Origin of the sequence: Phyllobacterium sp. YR620, from assembly GCF_900104165.1 — a bacterium.
In the GTDB taxonomy this organism is placed as follows: Bacteria; Pseudomonadota; Alphaproteobacteria; order Rhizobiales; family Rhizobiaceae; genus Phyllobacterium; species Phyllobacterium pellucidum.
This window is the reverse complement of sequence record NZ_FNJP01000001.1, coordinates 138,862-155,189: the sequence shown is the minus strand read 5'-3', so window position 1 is coordinate 155,189 and position 16,328 is coordinate 138,862. Positions and strand designations below refer to the sequence as shown.

The window sequence follows — 16,328 nt, the reverse complement described above, 5'->3', positions numbered from 1 at the left end:
GTTCGCTATCCCGACGCTGGCAATACTAGTCCTATGCCGCCTGCCGGTCGCGGCTGGCAAGCCAGGCCTTGGTCAATTTTTCGAAACGGCCGGCCATATCGTCGATCGCAGCCTCGTCCGAGATCCGTCCCGCGAGCCAATTCTCTGCCGCATCCATGAACAATGTCCGCCCGACGGCAAAGCCCTTGACGATCGGGGCACCAGCTGTGGCAACGAAAGCCGCCTCAAGTTCGTCATGTGGCGCTTCAAGTCCGAGGAGTACGACACCACGGCACCACGGATCGTTCTTTTCGATCACCGCTTCAATTTTCTTCCAGGCGCCAGCCGATGCCTGCGGTTCGAGCTTCCACCAGTCCGGCTTTATCCCGAGCGCATAGAGTTCCTCAAGCGCCTGCGGAATAGTGTTGTCATCAACCTCGCCATGCTTGCCGGCGATGATTTCGATCAAGAGCTCGCGGCCGACCTTGCGAGCGGCCTCGAAGAGTGACCGCAGCTTCGCCTGCTGCTCTTCCTTCAGCGCCGCCGGATCATCCGGCCGGTAGAAACACAGGCACTTGATGCAATGATCGACCGGCCATTCCGCCAGTTGCGAACCGATGTCCTGTGAAAACTCGAAGCGCAGCGGGCGCGAACCCGGCAGTTCGACCGGACGCCCGAGCCAATCGAAATTGTGGCGGGCGAATTCGAACATCGCCTCGCGGCCGAACTTCTCGTCTATAAGCATACCGTAGCCGCTGCGCGAATCTGCAACCTTGGCGGCTGCCTTCACCGCCAGCTCCTTGAAGGCCTCGATTTTATCAGCCCCCGCGCCGAGCTTCTCTGCCAACGCCTCGAGCTGGACGCGGTGATCGATCGCAAAAGCCATCATTGCCGGAATATCGCGGCGGCGCGTCGTTGCCCAATGGACGTGGTTTATCGCCTCGTCCTTGCGCAGCGCATGGTAGCGGCTGCCATGTTCGAGGAAATATTGCAGTTCCTCGTAAGTCGGAATTTCCGGGGCGCATAGCAGCCTCGACACGGCAAAGGCGCCGCAGGCATTCGCCCAGGTCGCGGCGGTGGCAAGGCTTTCGCCGCCGAGCCAGCCGCGCAGGAAACCGGACATGAAAGCATCGCCAGCGCCGAGCACGTTAAAAACCTCGATCGGAAAGCCCTTGCCGACGATCCCGTCCTCGAGGTCATCGGATATGGCGCCTTCATAGACGATACAACCCATGGGACCGCGCTTGAGCACGATGGTCCCGCTGGAAAGGGCGCGGATCGCCTTGAGGGCGCTCAAAAGATCGGCTTCGCCGGAGGCGATCAGCACTTCTTCCTCGGTGCCGACAATGAGGTCGCAATCGGCGAGAACCGTCTTCAGATGGTTGGAGACCTTGTCTGAGGCGATGTAACGGCTGTCGCCAGCCCCATGACCGGCAAGGCCCCAGAGATTTGGACGGTAGTCGATATCAAAGACGACCTTGCCGCCGGCTTCCTTGATCAGGCGAATTGCCTTGCGCTGCGCTGCATCGGTATTGGGCTTGGAAAAGTGCGTGCCGGTCACGACCACGGCGCGCGCCGACCGGATGAATTCCGGATCGACATCGCTTTCATCGATGGCCATGTCGGCACAATTCTCGCGATAGAAGATGAGCGGAAAGCTCTTGTCGTTTTCCACCGAGAGGATGACGAGCGCCGAAAGCCGTTCCGGATCGGTGATGACGCCTTGCGTCGCAACGCCTTCGCGCTGCAGTTGCTCACGGATAAAACGCCCCATCTGTTCGTCGCCGACTCGTGTCAAAAGCGCCGAGCGCAGTCCGAGCCGCGCCGTACCGACAGCGATATTGGTGGGACAGCCGCCGACGGACTTGGCAAACGAGGCAATGTCCTCAAGCCGCGAGCCGATCTGCTGGCCGTAAAGGTCAACCGAGGAACGACCGATCGTTATGACATCAAGCAGCTTGCTCGTATCAGCTCCGTCCATGATGGTCCTCCCGATATGCTGATTGTCCCGCTCGCTGAGCCTGGGAATTTTGCCATATGAAATAATAATTCTATCAAATCGTCAATATGGAATGTCTGTTCTTTTTGTAATCGAGCCAGAGTGAACGCGCATTTCATGCGTCAAGCCTGGCTATGAATGAGGACGAGATTGCACCGCTAGGTATTTCGGCGCTTCTCTGCGACACTGACAGTCAGCGCCATCGCCAGTGCCATGGTGCCGGAGAGGGAGCGGAAGCCGGAGAAATCGCCCTCCGCCGCCTCGAACCATACGCTTGCAGATTGGGCAAGTGGTGAGAAGGCGCTGTCGGTAATGGCGACGACCGGGACATTTCGGGCCGATAAAGCCGCAGCATGTTCGATCGTGGCAGAAGCATATGGCGAGAAGCTGATGGCGATAGCGGCATCGCGGGGCCCGGCAAAAGAAATGATCTCAGGGTCGATACCGGCGGTCGATTCGATCAGCTGGTTGCGAATTTTCAGTTTGCCGAATGCATATGCCATGTAGGCGGTTATCGGATAGGAGCGGCGGCGCGCCAGGAGATAGATCGTCTCGGCAGCCGATAAAATGTCGACCGCCCGTTCGAGAACATCCTCTTCCACATTGTGGGAAATCGTCTCGATCGAATGCGTCGCCGCCGTAAGGAAGCCATTCAATATCGTGCGGTTCTTCGAAAGCCCGTGCGTGTCACCTCGCAGGGCCGATAGCCGTTCTTCGTACGACGTTTGCCGCTCACGCAGACGTTCACGAAACACCGCCTGAAGGCTGGTAAAGCCGTCGAAGCCGAGATGCTGGGCAAAGCGGATGAGCGTCGACGGCTGCACGCCCGCTGTCTGGGCGATACTTGCGGCGGTGCCGAAGGCGATCTCATCGGGATTGCTCAATGCGTAAGCCGCGATCTGCGCGAGGCGTTTGGGCAGCACTTCGCGGCGATCGAGGATCATCGTGCGCAGCGCATCGAAATCCCGCGGCAGGGCCGCCTCGTTGTCCATGCTCGCCACCCCTATCCTTTCCCGCAACTGGTGCCCGCCGCGACAAAATATTTATATCGAGACGGATCAGTTATTCCATTTACTCCACTTATAGATTATTTCAATCAGGAACTGCAAGCGATGGGAGAGAGCGATGCTGGGTGTTGGGCTGATCGGAACCGGCTTCATGGGCAAATGCCATGCGCTGGCGTGGAACTCGGTTCGCGCCGTCTTCGGCGACGTGGGGCCGGTGCGGCTTGTGCACCTCGGTGAAGCCAACGCCGAACTCGCAGTGCGCCGCGCTGGCGAATTCGGCTTTCAGAAGGGCTCCGGCGACTGGCGCTCCGTGATCGAGGACACGGAGGTCAATGTCGTTTCGACCACGACGCCAAATCAGTTTCATCCCGAAATGGCAATCGCCGCGTTGGAAGCCGGCAAGCACGTCTGGTGCGAGAAGCCCATGGCACCGCTTTTCGCCGACGCCGAAGCCATGCTTGCGGCAGCGAAGCGAAGCGGCAAAGTGGCCGCACTCGGGTACAACTACATCCAGGGACCAGCAATCCGCCACATCCGCAGGCTCCTGGCCGAAAGGATTATCGGCGAGGTCAATCATCTGCGCATCGAGATGGACGAAGATTTCATGGCCGACCCCGATGCGCTGTTCAACTGGAAACACGCATCATCATCAGGCTACGGTGCACTCGACGATTTTGCGGTGCATCCCCTGTCGCTGCTGTTTACGCTATTCGGCCGCGTGTCGCGCGTGATGTGCGACATGTCCAGGCCCTATCCAACGCGCAAGACGGAGGATGGCAGCGATCGCGCCGTCGAGACCTTCGACAGCGCCAGCGTGCTCATGCACATGGAAAACGGCGTCGCCGGAACGTTGCAGGTCAACCGCTCGGCATGGGGCCGCAAGGGGCGTATCTCACTGCAGATTTTCGGCTCAAAAGGCTCGATCCTGTTCGACCAGGAGCGCGCAAATGAGTTCCAGCTCTACGTGACCTCGGATCGGAAGACTGAACAGGGTTATCGTACAATCCTCACTGCGCCGCATCACGAGCCCTATGACCGCTTTATCCCCGCGCCCGGCCATGGACTTGGTTTCAACGACCTGAAGATCATCGAGTGCCACGAACTTATCAAGCGCATCAATGGCGCGCCCGCGCATTTGATCGAATTTGCCGATGGGCTCGAGATCGAGCGGACTGTTCACGCCATGGCCCGCTCCTACCAGGAACAGCGCTGGGTGGACGTCCGATAGCTGACGAACTTGTTCAATGGGCAACGAAATACCCTCCCCGCGCCGGGGAGGGTTCGCCAAGCATGGCTATACAATGATGGTTCGACCTTCCTTTACCGAGCGCAGAGCTGCATCTGCAAGCGCCAATGCCTTGAGACCATCGTCGCCGCCTGGCGCGGCCTTTGATCCCTTGGCGATGGCGTCAATGAATGCCGCGATCTCATTGGCGTAAGCTTCGGTGTAGCGTGTCATGAAGAAGTCGTGCAGCGGCGGGCGGGTATAGCCGCTGCCGTTCGCCACTTCGATCGAGACCGGCCGCTGGTTCTCCGCCGAAACCATGCCCTTCGAGCCATGCACTTCGATGCGCTGGTCATAGCCATAGGTGGCGCGGCGCGAATTCGAGATCACGCACTGCTTGCCCGAAGCCGTCGATAGAATGACGCTGACGCTGTCATAGTCGCCAAGTTCGCCGATCTTCTTGTCGACGAGCACCGCAGCATGCGCGGTGACGGCGACCGGCTCCTCGCCGAGGAGGAAACGGGCCATATCGAAATCGTGGATCGTCATGTCGCGGAAAATGCCGCCCGAGCGCGTGATATATTCCGCCGGCGGCGCACCCGGATCACGCGAGGTGATCGTAACCATCTCGACATCGCCTATCGCGCCATCGTCAATCGCCTTGCGCACCGCCGCAAAGTGCGGATCAAAGCGACGGTTGAAGCCTACCATCAGCGTTGCGCCGGTTTCCTGAACAACGTTCAGACACTGTTTGACGCGCTCGACGTCGAGGTCGATCGGCTTTTCGCAGAAGATCGCCTTGCCGGCGCGCGCAAAGCGCTCGATCAGGTCGGCGTGCGTGTCGGTCGGCGTGCAGATGATCACCGCGTCGATGTCCGCGGCCTTTTCAATATCGTCGATGCTGCGGATTTCGCAGTCATGCGCCGTGGCAAGGTCCTTGGCGGCCTGTTCGAAAGCATCCGCAACGGCGACGAGTTTCGCCTGCGGGTTCGATGTGACGGCCTTCGCGTGGACCTTGCCGATGCGGCCCGCCCCGAGCAGGCCAAAGCGTACAGTCATTTTCAATACCTCTTTAAAGAAGCCCGGAACAAACCCGGGCGTTGTTATCCGCCCCCTGCGTTGATCCCCCGGGCTAGACCCGAGGACTCAAAGGACGCAGAGCGCGTATTTGCTTGGATCCTGGGGGGCAAGCCCGATCCTCGGGTCAGGCCCGAGGATCGCAGTTCAACAGTCGTTATCCTTTATACCTTGCGCTTCTTCTGGCGGTACACGTCAACGATAACCGCCGCAACGATAATCACGCCCTTGATGATTTCCTGGTAGTAGGCATCGACCCTGAGGAAGGTGAAGCCGGAAATCATCACGCCGAGGATGATGGCGCCAATGACCGTACCGGTGATACGGCCAATACCGCCCGTCAGGGATGTGCCCCCGATAACCGCAGCGGCAATCGCGTCAAGTTCGTAGGTAACGCCCATGCCGGCCTGTGCAGTCTGGGCACGTGCGGCGGTGACGATGCCGGCAAGCCCCGCCAGAAGACCGGCAATGGCATAGACCTTGATGAGATGGCTCTCAATATTGATACCGGAAACGCGCGCAGCCTGGGCATTCGCGCCGATCGCATAGGTGAACTTGCCGTAGCGCGTATAGCGCAGCGCAATGTGAAAGACGAGCGCAACGACGAGGAAGACGACGACCGGCCAGATGCTGGTGCCGATGAAATTGAACTGATCGGTCAGCCCTGAAACCGGCGAGCCTTTTGTATACCACTTGGCCACGCCGCGCGCCGATACCATCATGCCGAGCGTCGCGATGAAGGGCGGTATCTTGGTATAGGAGATCAGCCAGCCATTGATGATGCCGGCGAGGAGACCAATACCAAGGCCAACGCCGATCGGGATAAAAAACGGCAGGTCTGTCAACGCAGGATAGACCGGCCGTGCCCATGTGGAGGATTGGGCAAAACTTGCGGCGATCATCGCCGTCATGCCGACCACGGAGCCGGATGAAAGATCGATGCCGCCGGTAATGATGACCTGGGTAACGCCGACGGCGATAATGCCGATCACCGAAACCTGCAGAATGATGATGCGCAGCCGCTGGACATTCATCAGAAAGCTCTGACCGGCAAAAATCCAGCCCAGAATCTCGAAAATCAGCGCAATACCGATAAGGACGAGGAGGATATTGACCTCAGGCGGCAGGCGCCTGCGGCTTCGCGGCGTTAAAGGGGGTGTCGTTGCCTTGGCGGTTACAGGTTCGCTTGTCATTGTTCGTTCCTCCCCGGCGCGCTCACTTGGAAGCGAGCTCCATCACCTTGACCTGGGTTGCTTCGTCTCGATCGAGAAATCCGGTTACGCGACCTTCGTGCATCACCATGATGCGGTCGCTCATGCCGAGCACTTCCGGCATTTCCGACGAGATCATGATGACGGCGACGCCCTGTTTGGCGAGTTGTGAAACAAGGCGATGAATCTCCGCCTTGGCGCCAACGTCGATGCCGCGGGTCGGCTCGTCGAGAATGAGAATTTTCGGGTTCGTCAGGAGCCAACGGCCGATCAGCACCTTTTGCTGGTTGCCGCCTGAAAGGTTTTCGACCTTCTCTTCAAGGCTCGGCGTCTTTACCCGCAGCGTATCGCTCATTGTTTTGCACGCCTTGGAAATCTGCCTTTCCGCAACGAAGCCATATTTGACGAAGCGGTCCTGAAGCACGGCGATCTGCATGTTCTCAAGCACATCGAGAATGAGCAGGCAGCCGGTTTCCTTGCGGTCTTCGGTGATGAACGCCATGCCATGGGCGATCGCCTTGTGGGGCGTATCGATCTTTACGTCCTTGCCGTTGATGGCGATGGTGCCTGTCGTTGCCGGCGTCACCCCGAAGACCGTCTCCGCCACATTCGAGCGGCCCGAGCCGACCAGTCCGGCAATGCCGAGAATCTCGCCCGCGCGCACATCGAACGAGATATCGTGGAAGACGTTTTTCAGTGAAAGGTCCTTTACCGAAAGCACCACATCGCCGATCGGCACCGTTTCCTTCGGAAACATCTGCGTAATTTCGCGCCCGACCATCATCTTGATGATGTCGTCGCGGGTAACGTCCGTCGACGCATGTGTGCCGATGAAGCGACCGTCGCGGAACACCGAAAACTCGTCGGCAATCTCGAAGAGTTCGTTCATCTTGTGTGTGATGTAGACGATGCCGATACCCTGCGACCGCAGATCGCGAATGATGGCAAAGAGATGCTCCACTTCGCGCTCTGTCAGCGCCGAAGTCGGCTCATCCATGATAAGGACGTCGGATTCGTAGGAGACCGCCTTGGCGATTTCGACCATCTGCCGGTTCGCGACGGATAGGTCGCGCACCTGGCTGTCGGGATCAAGGTTGATATTGAGCCGCTGGAACAGCTCTGCGGTCATGTCGTGCATCTTGCCATGATCGACGAAGCCGAACCCGTTCTTGGGCTCGCGCCGGATCCAGATGTTCTCCGCCACGGTCATGAACGGCATCAGGTTGAGTTCCTGATGGATCATGGCGATGCCGTTTTCGAGCGCATCGAGCGGCGATTTCAGGCGGATCGGCACCCCTTTGAGGAAGACTTCGCCCTGATCTGGAATATATATTCCAGCGAGGATCTTCATCAGGGTGGATTTGCCGGCGCCGTTTTCGCCCATGAGCGCATGCACCGTCCCCCGCTTCAACCGGAACTGGACATTGTCCAGCGCGAGGACGCCCGGAAACTCCTTGCGGACGTTTTCCGCATTCAGGAGATATTCGGCCTGCGGTATGGCGCCACTGGCGCGCACCGCCGCCATGGTCGAGGGACTGACTGCCATGATCATCTCCTCCCAGAGAGGCTCCATTATAGACCGGAACGCAAAACGATGCGTTCCGGATCGTCAAAAGGCGTTGAACGGCCTTAGTTCGACTTCTGGTACTTCGAGAGGTTCTCCGGTGTTACCAGTTCGAACGGAACGTACACCTTGGCCTCGACCTTCTCGCCCTTGGCAAGTTTCAGCGCCGCATCAACAGCGCCCTGTCCCTGGCCGGCGGCGTTCTGGAACACCGTTACGTCGAGATCGCCCGCAGCCATGGCGGCAAGCGCGTCCTGCGTCGCATCGACACCGCCGATCACGACGGAATCCATCGTGCGGCCGGCAGCCTTCAGGGCCTGGATCGCGCCGATGGCCATTTCATCATTGTTGGAGATGACCGCATCGAACTTGAGACCGGCGGAAAGCCAGTTCGTCATGAGGTCGGCGCCCTGCGTACGGGACCAGTTAGCAGTCTGTTCTTCAACGATTTTAAGGCCCTTGCATTCATCCGTGGCGATCACATCGTGAATGTCCTTGGTGCGCTGGCGCGCGGCCTGGTTGGAGAGTTCGCCCATCATGACGACGACGTCGCCCTTGCCCTTCAGCAGACGGCAGACTTCCTTGGTCTCGAGGGTACCGGACTCAACCTCGTTCGACGCCACGAATGCCTGCTTCTCGGGCAGTTCATTGACATTGACGGGTTCGCGGTTGACGTAAACCAGCGGAATGCCGGCGTCGGCGGCGATCTTCGACATGGCCGCAGTCGCGTCCGTATCGACAGGGTTCACAATGATCGCATCCACCTTGGAAGCGATGAAATTCTGGATCTGGCTCTGCTGCTTGGCGACGTCGTTCTGCGCGTCTTCAACCTGAAGGGTCACTCCATCGAGCGTCTTGGCATAGTCCTGCATGCCATTGCGCAAAACGGTCAGGAAGTTGTCATCGAACAGAGCCATCGACACGCCGATATTGGCGGCGAAGGCCGAACTGCTCATCAGGGCTGAAACAGCCACGGTCATCAGTAACTTTTTCATTTCATCTCCTCCACAAATGGTGCCCGGCCACACCCGCTTTAATCCGGATTGTCCCCACACCTTGGTACACGCAGCCAACCTACCCCTGGATGCGAGATTGCGGCGAGGAGAGTGCGCGAAGTTTCGCGCAAACCTGATCCTGAGCCTCCTAGAACGGAATATACGAACCGTCGCACTCAGTTTCTGAAATATTTATTCCATTTTATCGTTCAAGCGTCAAGCAAGATTCAATTTGAAGCGGTAATAATTGCCGGTCTAATTTTGCACGGCTGTGCAACTGGAAGTGGTTGCTGACGATGCTGATAGGCGAAACGATAGATGCATCGTGTACGACTTTGGTCCGATTGACACCTTTTGCACCAACTCGAAATATGCAGCGTTTTGTTTAATCGGTTTAGGTTGGCATTTTGGGAGGAATGCGACATTCGACGCCAGTCGATATTTGAAGGCAGCGCCCATTTGCGCATCAACACATTTTTCAAGAATTCATTTGGGAGGAGACGATGATGATTAGACGCACCTTGGTGGCGTCCCTGCTTGGTTGCACGATATTGACAGGTTGCGACGGCAAGGACGAAGCGCCAGCACCAACCAGTACGTTTGCAGCGGATATTGAAACGCTCAAGCACGACAATGCCGCGCTCAAGGACGATAACGCTTCCCTGAAAGCAGCGGGCGAGGCGGCCAGCTCACAAATCGCCCTATTGCAGTCACAGGTTGCGGAGAGCAAAACCACCGACAGTGTTGCGACAACGGCTATGTCGGATGCCATCAACCGCCTGCAAAGCCAGTTCGACGCCCTGCAGCAGTCTGCGACTGACACCAAACAGTCGGACGACGCGTTCAAAGCCAGCCTGCAAGCCGGCCTGGACAAACTGGCCGAGCTTTCGAAAAATCCGCAACTGACCCCAGCCGACCGCATCGCGCTTGACGGGTTGACCGGCACGCTCAAAACGATGGGCGACGGCATTGCCGCCGCCGCAAATGTCAAGGATTTGGAAGCTGTAAAGGCCAAACTGGCAGAGCTGCAAAAGAGCCCGCAGCTCACGGCCTCCGACCGTACAGCCCTTGATGAACTTGGCGGCAAGCTCAAGGGCCTGAGCGACGATATTGCCACGGCGGTCAAGACCGCAGGCGACGACAGAACGAAACTCACAGCCGCCAGCGACAGCATCAAGCAGTTGCTTGAGGCGATGAAATCCAAGGCGGACACTACGACCGTTGCCGCTCTCGGCGAGCAGCTGGCCAAACTGCAGAGCGCCTTCGACGTTTCCGCCAAATCCAGCGCCGAGACCGCAAGCAAAATCGCCGCTCAACTGGCCGCGATCGAAGGTTCGATGGCCAAGCTGGTTCCGGACGATTTGACCGCCTACGTCAACCAGTTTGTCGGCACCGCCGACGCCAAGATGGCCGAAGGCGCGGTTGCCGCCGCCGCCGGCAAAGGCGGATCGCTTTCGCCAGGCGCGGGCGTACCATTCGGCATGGTCTTCTGGGCGCCGGAAAATCATTACAATTGGGAGTCGAAGACCTGGCCTTCCGGTTATTACTGGAGCAATAATGGGACAACAAAGGGCATAAAGGGTTTCAGCCTTACCCATATGAACGGCGCAGGCTGCGCCGGCAATGGGGGTGAGTTTCCCATGATGCCGCTGACCGGCGCCTCCTTCGACCTTTCCAAGGGTATTACTTTTTCCCACGCCAATGAGTCGGCGGCGGCGGGATACTACCAGGTCAAGCTCGACTCAAACGTCAATGTCGAACTCACCGCGACTGCGCGCACGGGTTTCGGCCGTTTCGTCTATCCCGCCGACGGAAAAGCCTTTCTTTTGATCGATCCGACGCGCACGAATGTACGCAAAGGGCAGTCCGGTGAAATCAAGGTTGCCCCGGACTCGCCCCGCGCCCTAGTTGGCAGAGCGCAGACCGGCGCGTTCTGTGTTCCGTACAATGGTGACGATAAGCCTGATGCCTTTATCTATGCCGAGTTCAATCAGGACTTCGTCCTGACGACGATTGCCGGCGCGCCGGCATTGGAGTTTACAACGGTACCCGGCAAGCCAATCGATATCATGATGAAGGTCGGTGTTTCATTCGTCAGCCAGGACAACGCCAAGCTCAACCTTCAGCAGGAAAGCGTCAAGGAATGGAATTTCGACGCCGCAAGAGCGGTGAATCGAAAGCAGTGGAATGACAAGCTTGGAACGATCAAGGTCGATTGGGACAAGGCGAAGAACAACGATTATTTCATCCATCAGAAGCAGAAGCTCTACACTTTTTTCTTCAGGTCATTACTTGCGCCGACGATCGCAAGCGACGTCGATGGCAGCTATATGGGTTTTGACCGTCAGATCAAAAAGGCTGAGGCGGGACGCGTTCAATACACCAACTTCTCTGGCTGGGATATCTACCGGCAGCTTACGCCCCTTCACGCCCTGTTCTTCCCGAAAGAGGCCGCCGATATGGCCCAGTCCATGGTCAATATGGGCAAGGTGTGCGGCGCACTGCCCCGTTGGGTCAACTACAGCAACGACAAGGGTGTCATGTCCGGGGATTCCGGGCCTATGATTGTGGCTCAGGCACATGCCTTCGGCGCCACGAATTTCGATACGGAATCGGCGAGACAACTTATGGTCAATGCCGCCGATGATCCGGTCGCGCACTGCCAGGGCAAATCGATTGCGGATGTGCGGCTCGGCTATCTTTCCCGCGGCTATATTTTCAGTGCTGATTGGAACGGGTACATCTCGACGAGCCTCGAACTCGCCGCCAGCGACTACGCTGTCGGAAAATTCGCCAGCAAGCTTGGCGACACCGCTAATGGCGACCGGCTGATTAACCAATCCGCGAGCTGGAAAAACTCGCTGAACAAAACGGGTGCCAAACCGGTGATGGCGCAAAAGGGTCGTGACGGCAAATGGGGCGGCTCCTGCGCGCCAAACGGCTGCTTCATGGAAGGTTCGGACGAACAATATCTATGGATGGTGCTGCACGATCTCGGCGGGTTGGTCGATGAACTCGGCGGTGCGAAAGCGACATCCGACAGGCTTGACGCGTTTTTCACAGAATTGAACGCTGGTGAAAAGAGCAACCATGCCTACCTTGGCAATGAACCGTCATTCGGTTCGCCCTGGGTCTATAATTGGGCGCAGAACCCGGCCGGAACGCAGCGTGTGGTTCGCCGAATGGTCGGGACAGTCGAGGACTTCCAAAACAAAAAAGACGCCGTCTTCGAACTCAATCCGGCGGGGCTCCCAGGCAACGACGATCTCGGTTCGATCTCAGCGATGTATGTGTGGGGCGCACTTGGCTTCTATCCGGAAATTCCAGGAGAAGGCGGCATAAGCCTCCACTCGCCGCTGTTCCCGACGACGCAACTGCGTCTTGCTGACGGTAAGGCCGACGTGGCCATCAGAGCTGCGAATGCGCCAGCAACCTATACCCAAGGCCTCCGCCTCAACGGCGTGCTGTACGATTCCACCTGGATCCCGGTGGAAAAGCTGATCGCCAACAGCCTGGCGACTCTTGACTTCACCCTTGGCGACGAACCGTCGCAATGGGCAACGCTGGCAACGCCGGCAATTCTCCCGCCCTCACCCGCCAAGGGAAAGATCTGGGAAAAGGCTTCGTACAAGGGCCTGGCTGCCGCGTTCAATAATTGCGGCATCGGCGGCCTCGCGACATCGTGCATTACGACCTCGATGATGGTGCCAACGCCCAATGACAGTGTCTATTCAACTGGCGGCGTCCCTGGATCGAGCATCGATGGGACGACGCTCAAACTCGCCGATGTTAATTCGGAGGGATTGAAACTCATTGCCGGACTTTTCGATGCGCTACCGACCCAAACAAGACTGCATCCGCTGGGCCGCGACAACGTCATTTCCTACGGGCAGATTGTAAAATTCGACAAGCCATTGAAGGGAAATACGCTTTTCGTTCTTGGTGCAGGGTCGAGCGGCACCGGTAGCGGCAAGGCGATCTTGACTTTTGGCGATGGCACGACAGAAACCGTAAGCATATCCTTGCCGGATTGGACGGACGCCACCGCATATTCGCTGCCAGCAATAGCCGCGACAGGCAGCACTGATGCACAAAAGCTTGCTGCCTATAGCGCCGACTCGACCAAAGGAAACGGCTACAGGATCGTGTATGAAGCGGATGGACGCCTCAAATGGGCCGGTGGTAAAACCACGACGAAGGCAAGGCTCTACTACCAGGCCATCAAGCTGTCGGGGACAAAGGAGATTGCCCAGATTGAACTGCCCGACATGGCAAGCAGTTCCAGCACGTCTCCTCCTTCCAACCTGCTTCATATCTTCGGCATCAACGCCGCGGATGTGAGCTACCCATGATCCCGCAAAGGCGCGATTGATGTAGAAATGGCCACCGCAAGGTGGCCATTTTATTGCGAGATGTTGGTAAGTATGCCCTTTGCATCCTGCGGCCGGGCTGTTTCCTGCCCCGCCACTCGACACGTCGCTCAATTGAGGGATGCTTCCTTCGCGGCCGAGCCGCTATAAGGCGGCGCATCGTAGAATTTATCCAGCGCCGCTTTCAACGGTTTGCGCGCTTCCTCCGAATAGTGGGTCGAGTGCCCGCCCTCGAACAGCTTCACCGGTACGCGCTGCCCCAGCCCCGCGCCCTTTAGATCGAGCTCGGTCTGATAGAAGGGTGTAACCGCATCATAGTAGCCGTGGATTACAAGCGTCTTTATCGAAGGATCCTTGCCGATCACTGCCTTAAGATCCGGCAGGCTGCTGCGTGCCGAAGACCCAGGCGCGGAGCGTTCGAAATTCCAGGCATCGAACGCAGGATCGGAAGAGCTTATATACTCCGCCTGCGCCTTGTAGTTCAGCGTATCGGGCAGGTAACGGTCCATTTCGTAGCCCAATGCATAGCCGGCATAGCCCTCCGGGTCATACGGGGTCGCCACCTTGTAGCCATCGGCATCTTTCACCCACTGACCCTTGATATGAACCCGGGCGTCGTACTGGCTTTTAAGATAGTCCGTTCTGAAAAGCTGCTTCAGGAAGTACCCGGGAAACATGTTCACACCGTCCTTCCAGTATATCTGCTTCGCCGTCGTGATTTTTTCCAGATATTGAGTAAGGTCTTTCCCCTCCTTTGAGGCGAGATAACTCGTCCATTCTTTGGACGCGAAGTTCATCGTATTTTCGTTCGGCGTGCCGGCATAATAAATCTTGTCGGCAGCTGCGAACTTCGTCTTCATGAAGGTCCGGATCGTATCCAGGTAGGATTCGACCGAGGTCCCGCTCGCCCTGGCTTTCGATTCCTTGTACCAATCGGCGATCATGGCGTAGGTCGGCACATAGCCGGCACAAGAAATAGGCTTCTTCCAGTCGTCGCCATGGGCCGAGCAAAGCGAATCATAGTCGAGCGCGGGTGAATTGAGGATGACACCCGACAGGACAATTGGATCCTTGCCGGATTTGTCGGGTTCGAACTGGCTCTTGCCCGCATCTTCCATGAGATTCGCAAGTATTGGCGTGCGAACGCCGCTGTAGGAAATACCGTAGAGATATTTGGGTGAAAGCTGGCGGGTGTTGAGGTTGACGTAACGCCGGATGAAATCTCGCAAAACCGGCGGATCTTCGTCCAGGCCCCAGAAGTCGGCATTTTTCTTCGGCGCGATTGCCTGTGAGTAGCCCGTGCCGACGGGATCGACGAAAACGAGATCGGTCTTGTCCAACAATGTCTCGGCATTGCTGATAAATGGAAGCCGGTCGGGCTCCGACGTCTGGTATTGCTCGGGTATATCCGGATAGCCTGCCTTCAGGCGCTTCGGGCCCCATGAACCCATCTGCAACGACAGCGATGCGCCGCCTGGACCGCCATTGAAGAGGAAGGTAACGGGCCGCTTACCCTTGGGCAGTCCGTCCCTGGTATAGGCCATAAAAAATATCGTCGCCTGCGGCTTGTTGGTCTTGAGGTCGTAGGCCGTTAGGTGACCCGCAGACGCGGTAAACTGCACCGTTTTGCCGCCGATCTTCATGGAACTGCGCTTGACGGAGACCACCTCGTCAACTTTATCGAGCGCCAGCGACCCAGCGTCGCTGCCGTCATAGACGCGCTTGTCGTCGACGACCTTGTCTTTAGGCGCGAGAATCTCGAAAGCCTCGTCCTCGTGGCCGGCATTGGCGAGCATTTCCCCAGCTTCACTGGGAAGCCCCGCCCCCTTCAAGGTATTGACTGCCTTTGTGAGGTTGCCTTTCTTTAGGTAGTCGTCAGCGGCTTTCTTGGCTGAAGCTGCGTCCATCTCGGCCTTCGGCATTTCATTCTCTTGGCCTTTTACCTCCTTGACCGCAGAAGCAGGGGCGGCTTGGGCGCTTCCTTCACCGCCTGGCGCCGGTTCGGCGGGCAGCGTCGGCTGGACTTCGGCGAGCGCAACGCCCGCGCCATTCTGGGACGAGGGCGAGGTGGAGCCGTCGCAGGCGGTTAACAGGAGAAGCGGGGCAAGTGCATAAAACTGAAATTTCATCGACGCCAAATCTCTGTGCTGAATGAATTTATAACGTTCAACTCTTTGCAATCAGAAATATCTGGGTCAATTCGTCTAAAGTATAATGGCGAATGTATTCGAAAAATTATTCAAGTATTCAACTCGAACGCCCATCCGCATTTGCGGTTAATTACTACTTTTCAATCTATACTTGTGGAAATGCACCCAAACTTCGATATCCCTCGAAGCGTCTAAACCGAAACGGCCATCGGGCGACCGTTTCGGTTTCCCCGACACCGCCCCTGCATCGAAAAACTGTCGTACGGGGAATTATGCAAAAGGCGCGACCGAGGCCGCGCCTTGCCTTCGTCTATTGCATCGACACGGCCCTAGCCGCGGAAGTCCGGGGCCGGCATACGGCGGGGCGTAGAACTTGTTCAACATCTCCTTCAGTGGCTTGCGGGCCTCTTCGGACGAGTAGGTCATATGACCGCCTTCAAAGAGCCCCACCGGCATGCGGTCTTTCAGGCCGGCCCCCTCAATGTCCAGTTCGGTCTGATAAAAGGGGGTCACAACGTCGTAGTAGCCATGGAACACCAGCGTTTTGATCGATGGGTCCTTGAGGACGATCGCTTGCAGGTCGGGCAGGCTGGTTGCCTGCTTGCTTGCCGTTGCAGTCCGCTCCCACTTCCAGCCGTCAAATGCCGCGTCGGAGGATTTGATATACGTCGCTTTCACATTGTAATTGGTGAAGTTCGGCAGGTACGTCTTGATTTCATTCTGGAACGCCACATCCTCGTAGTCGCTCATA

General features: G+C 57.6%; 10 protein-coding genes. 2 read left to right on the top strand and 8 right to left on the bottom strand.

Annotated features, from left to right (window positions below):
• Positions 1-31 precede the first annotated feature (31 nt).
• Positions 32-1,960: a bifunctional 5-dehydro-2-deoxygluconokinase/5-dehydro-2-deoxyphosphogluconate aldolase gene (iolC, locus tag BLR72_RS00675; RefSeq protein ID WP_091944121.1), complete on the bottom strand. Its 1,929-nt coding sequence runs from the start codon at positions 1,958-1,960 to the stop codon at positions 32-34.
• Between the two features lie 176 nt (positions 1,961-2,136).
• The gene (locus tag BLR72_RS00670) at positions 2,137-2,970 is read right to left on the bottom strand and encodes a MurR/RpiR family transcriptional regulator (protein WP_091944118.1); all 834 of its coding nucleotides are present in this window, start codon (positions 2,968-2,970) and stop codon (positions 2,137-2,139) included.
• 133 nt (positions 2,971-3,103) lie between these two features.
• Here BLR72_RS00670 and BLR72_RS00665 point away from each other — a divergent pair, with 133 nt between their 5' ends.
• Positions 3,104-4,213: a Gfo/Idh/MocA family protein gene (locus tag BLR72_RS00665; RefSeq protein WP_091944115.1), complete on the top strand. Its 1,110-nt coding sequence runs from the start codon at positions 3,104-3,106 to the stop codon at positions 4,211-4,213.
• 66 nt (positions 4,214-4,279) lie between these two features.
• Here the strand turns inward: BLR72_RS00665 and iolG are convergent, their stop codons facing one another.
• The 4 genes from iolG to BLR72_RS00645 all read right to left on the bottom strand — a co-directional run bounded on the left by iolG (position 4,280) and on the right by BLR72_RS00645 (position 9,057).
• Positions 4,280-5,269, bottom strand: coding sequence for an inositol 2-dehydrogenase (iolG, locus tag BLR72_RS00660; protein WP_091944113.1), 990 nt, complete (start codon positions 5,267-5,269; stop codon positions 4,280-4,282).
• 182 nt (positions 5,270-5,451) lie between these two features.
• Positions 5,452-6,480, bottom strand: coding sequence for an ABC transporter permease (locus BLR72_RS00655; RefSeq protein WP_091944111.1), 1,029 nt, complete (start codon positions 6,478-6,480; stop codon positions 5,452-5,454).
• Positions 6,481-6,502: 22 nt separating this feature from the next.
• Positions 6,503-8,044, bottom strand: coding sequence for a sugar ABC transporter ATP-binding protein (locus BLR72_RS00650; protein WP_091924049.1), 1,542 nt, complete (start codon positions 8,042-8,044; stop codon positions 6,503-6,505).
• 83 nt (positions 8,045-8,127) lie between these two features.
• Positions 8,128-9,057, bottom strand: a complete 930-nt coding sequence (locus tag BLR72_RS00645) for a sugar ABC transporter substrate-binding protein (RefSeq protein WP_027229569.1) — start codon at positions 9,055-9,057, stop codon at positions 8,128-8,130.
• 503 nt (positions 9,058-9,560) lie between these two features.
• On the opposite strand from BLR72_RS00645, the gene BLR72_RS00640 reads away from it, so the two are divergent.
• Positions 9,561-13,409 (top strand): GH92 family glycosyl hydrolase, encoded by a 3,849-nt coding sequence (locus BLR72_RS00640; RefSeq protein WP_091944108.1) that lies wholly within the window; start codon positions 9,561-9,563, stop codon positions 13,407-13,409.
• A 128-nt stretch (positions 13,410-13,537) separates the two neighbouring features.
• On the opposite strand, the gene BLR72_RS00635 is transcribed toward BLR72_RS00640, so the two are convergent.
• Together BLR72_RS00635 and BLR72_RS00630 are read right to left on the bottom strand one after the other, a co-directional pair.
• A complete protein-coding gene (locus BLR72_RS00635) occupies positions 13,538-15,556 on the bottom strand; it encodes a S10 family serine carboxypeptidase-like protein (RefSeq protein WP_091944105.1) in 2,019 nt (672 codons plus the stop codon).
• A 291-nt stretch (positions 15,557-15,847) separates the two neighbouring features.
• On the bottom strand, positions 15,848-16,327 hold the full coding sequence (locus BLR72_RS00630; RefSeq protein WP_091944102.1) for a hypothetical protein: 480 nt from the start codon (positions 16,325-16,327) through the stop codon (positions 15,848-15,850).
• Position 16,328: the final 1 nt, after the last annotated feature.

Excerpts from the sequence above, each read along its gene's own strand:
- BLR72_RS00670 (WP_091944118.1), bottom strand. The coding sequence starts at position 2,970 with ATGGACAACGAGGCGGCCCTGCCGCGGGATTTCGATGCGCTGCGCACG.
- BLR72_RS00640 (WP_091944108.1), top strand. The coding sequence starts at position 9,561 with ATGATGATTAGACGCACCTTGGTGGCGTCCCTGCTTGGTTGCACGATA.
- iolG (WP_091944113.1), bottom strand. The coding sequence starts at position 5,269 with ATGACTGTACGCTTTGGCCTGCTCGGGGCGGGCCGCATCGGCAAGGTC.
- BLR72_RS00630 (WP_091944102.1), bottom strand. The coding sequence starts at position 16,327 with ATGAGCGACTACGAGGATGTGGCGTTCCAGAATGAAATCAAGACGTAC.
- BLR72_RS00655 (WP_091944111.1), bottom strand. The coding sequence starts at position 6,480 with ATGACAAGCGAACCTGTAACCGCCAAGGCAACGACACCCCCTTTAACG.
- BLR72_RS00645 (WP_027229569.1), bottom strand. The coding sequence starts at position 9,057 with ATGAAAAAGTTACTGATGACCGTGGCTGTTTCAGCCCTGATGAGCAGT.
- iolC (WP_091944121.1), bottom strand. The coding sequence starts at position 1,960 with ATGGACGGAGCTGATACGAGCAAGCTGCTTGATGTCATAACGATCGGT.
- BLR72_RS00665 (WP_091944115.1), top strand. The coding sequence starts at position 3,104 with ATGCTGGGTGTTGGGCTGATCGGAACCGGCTTCATGGGCAAATGCCAT.
- BLR72_RS00650 (WP_091924049.1), bottom strand. The coding sequence starts at position 8,044 with ATGGCAGTCAGTCCCTCGACCATGGCGGCGGTGCGCGCCAGTGGCGCC.
- BLR72_RS00635 (WP_091944105.1), bottom strand. The coding sequence starts at position 15,556 with ATGAAATTTCAGTTTTATGCACTTGCCCCGCTTCTCCTGTTAACCGCC.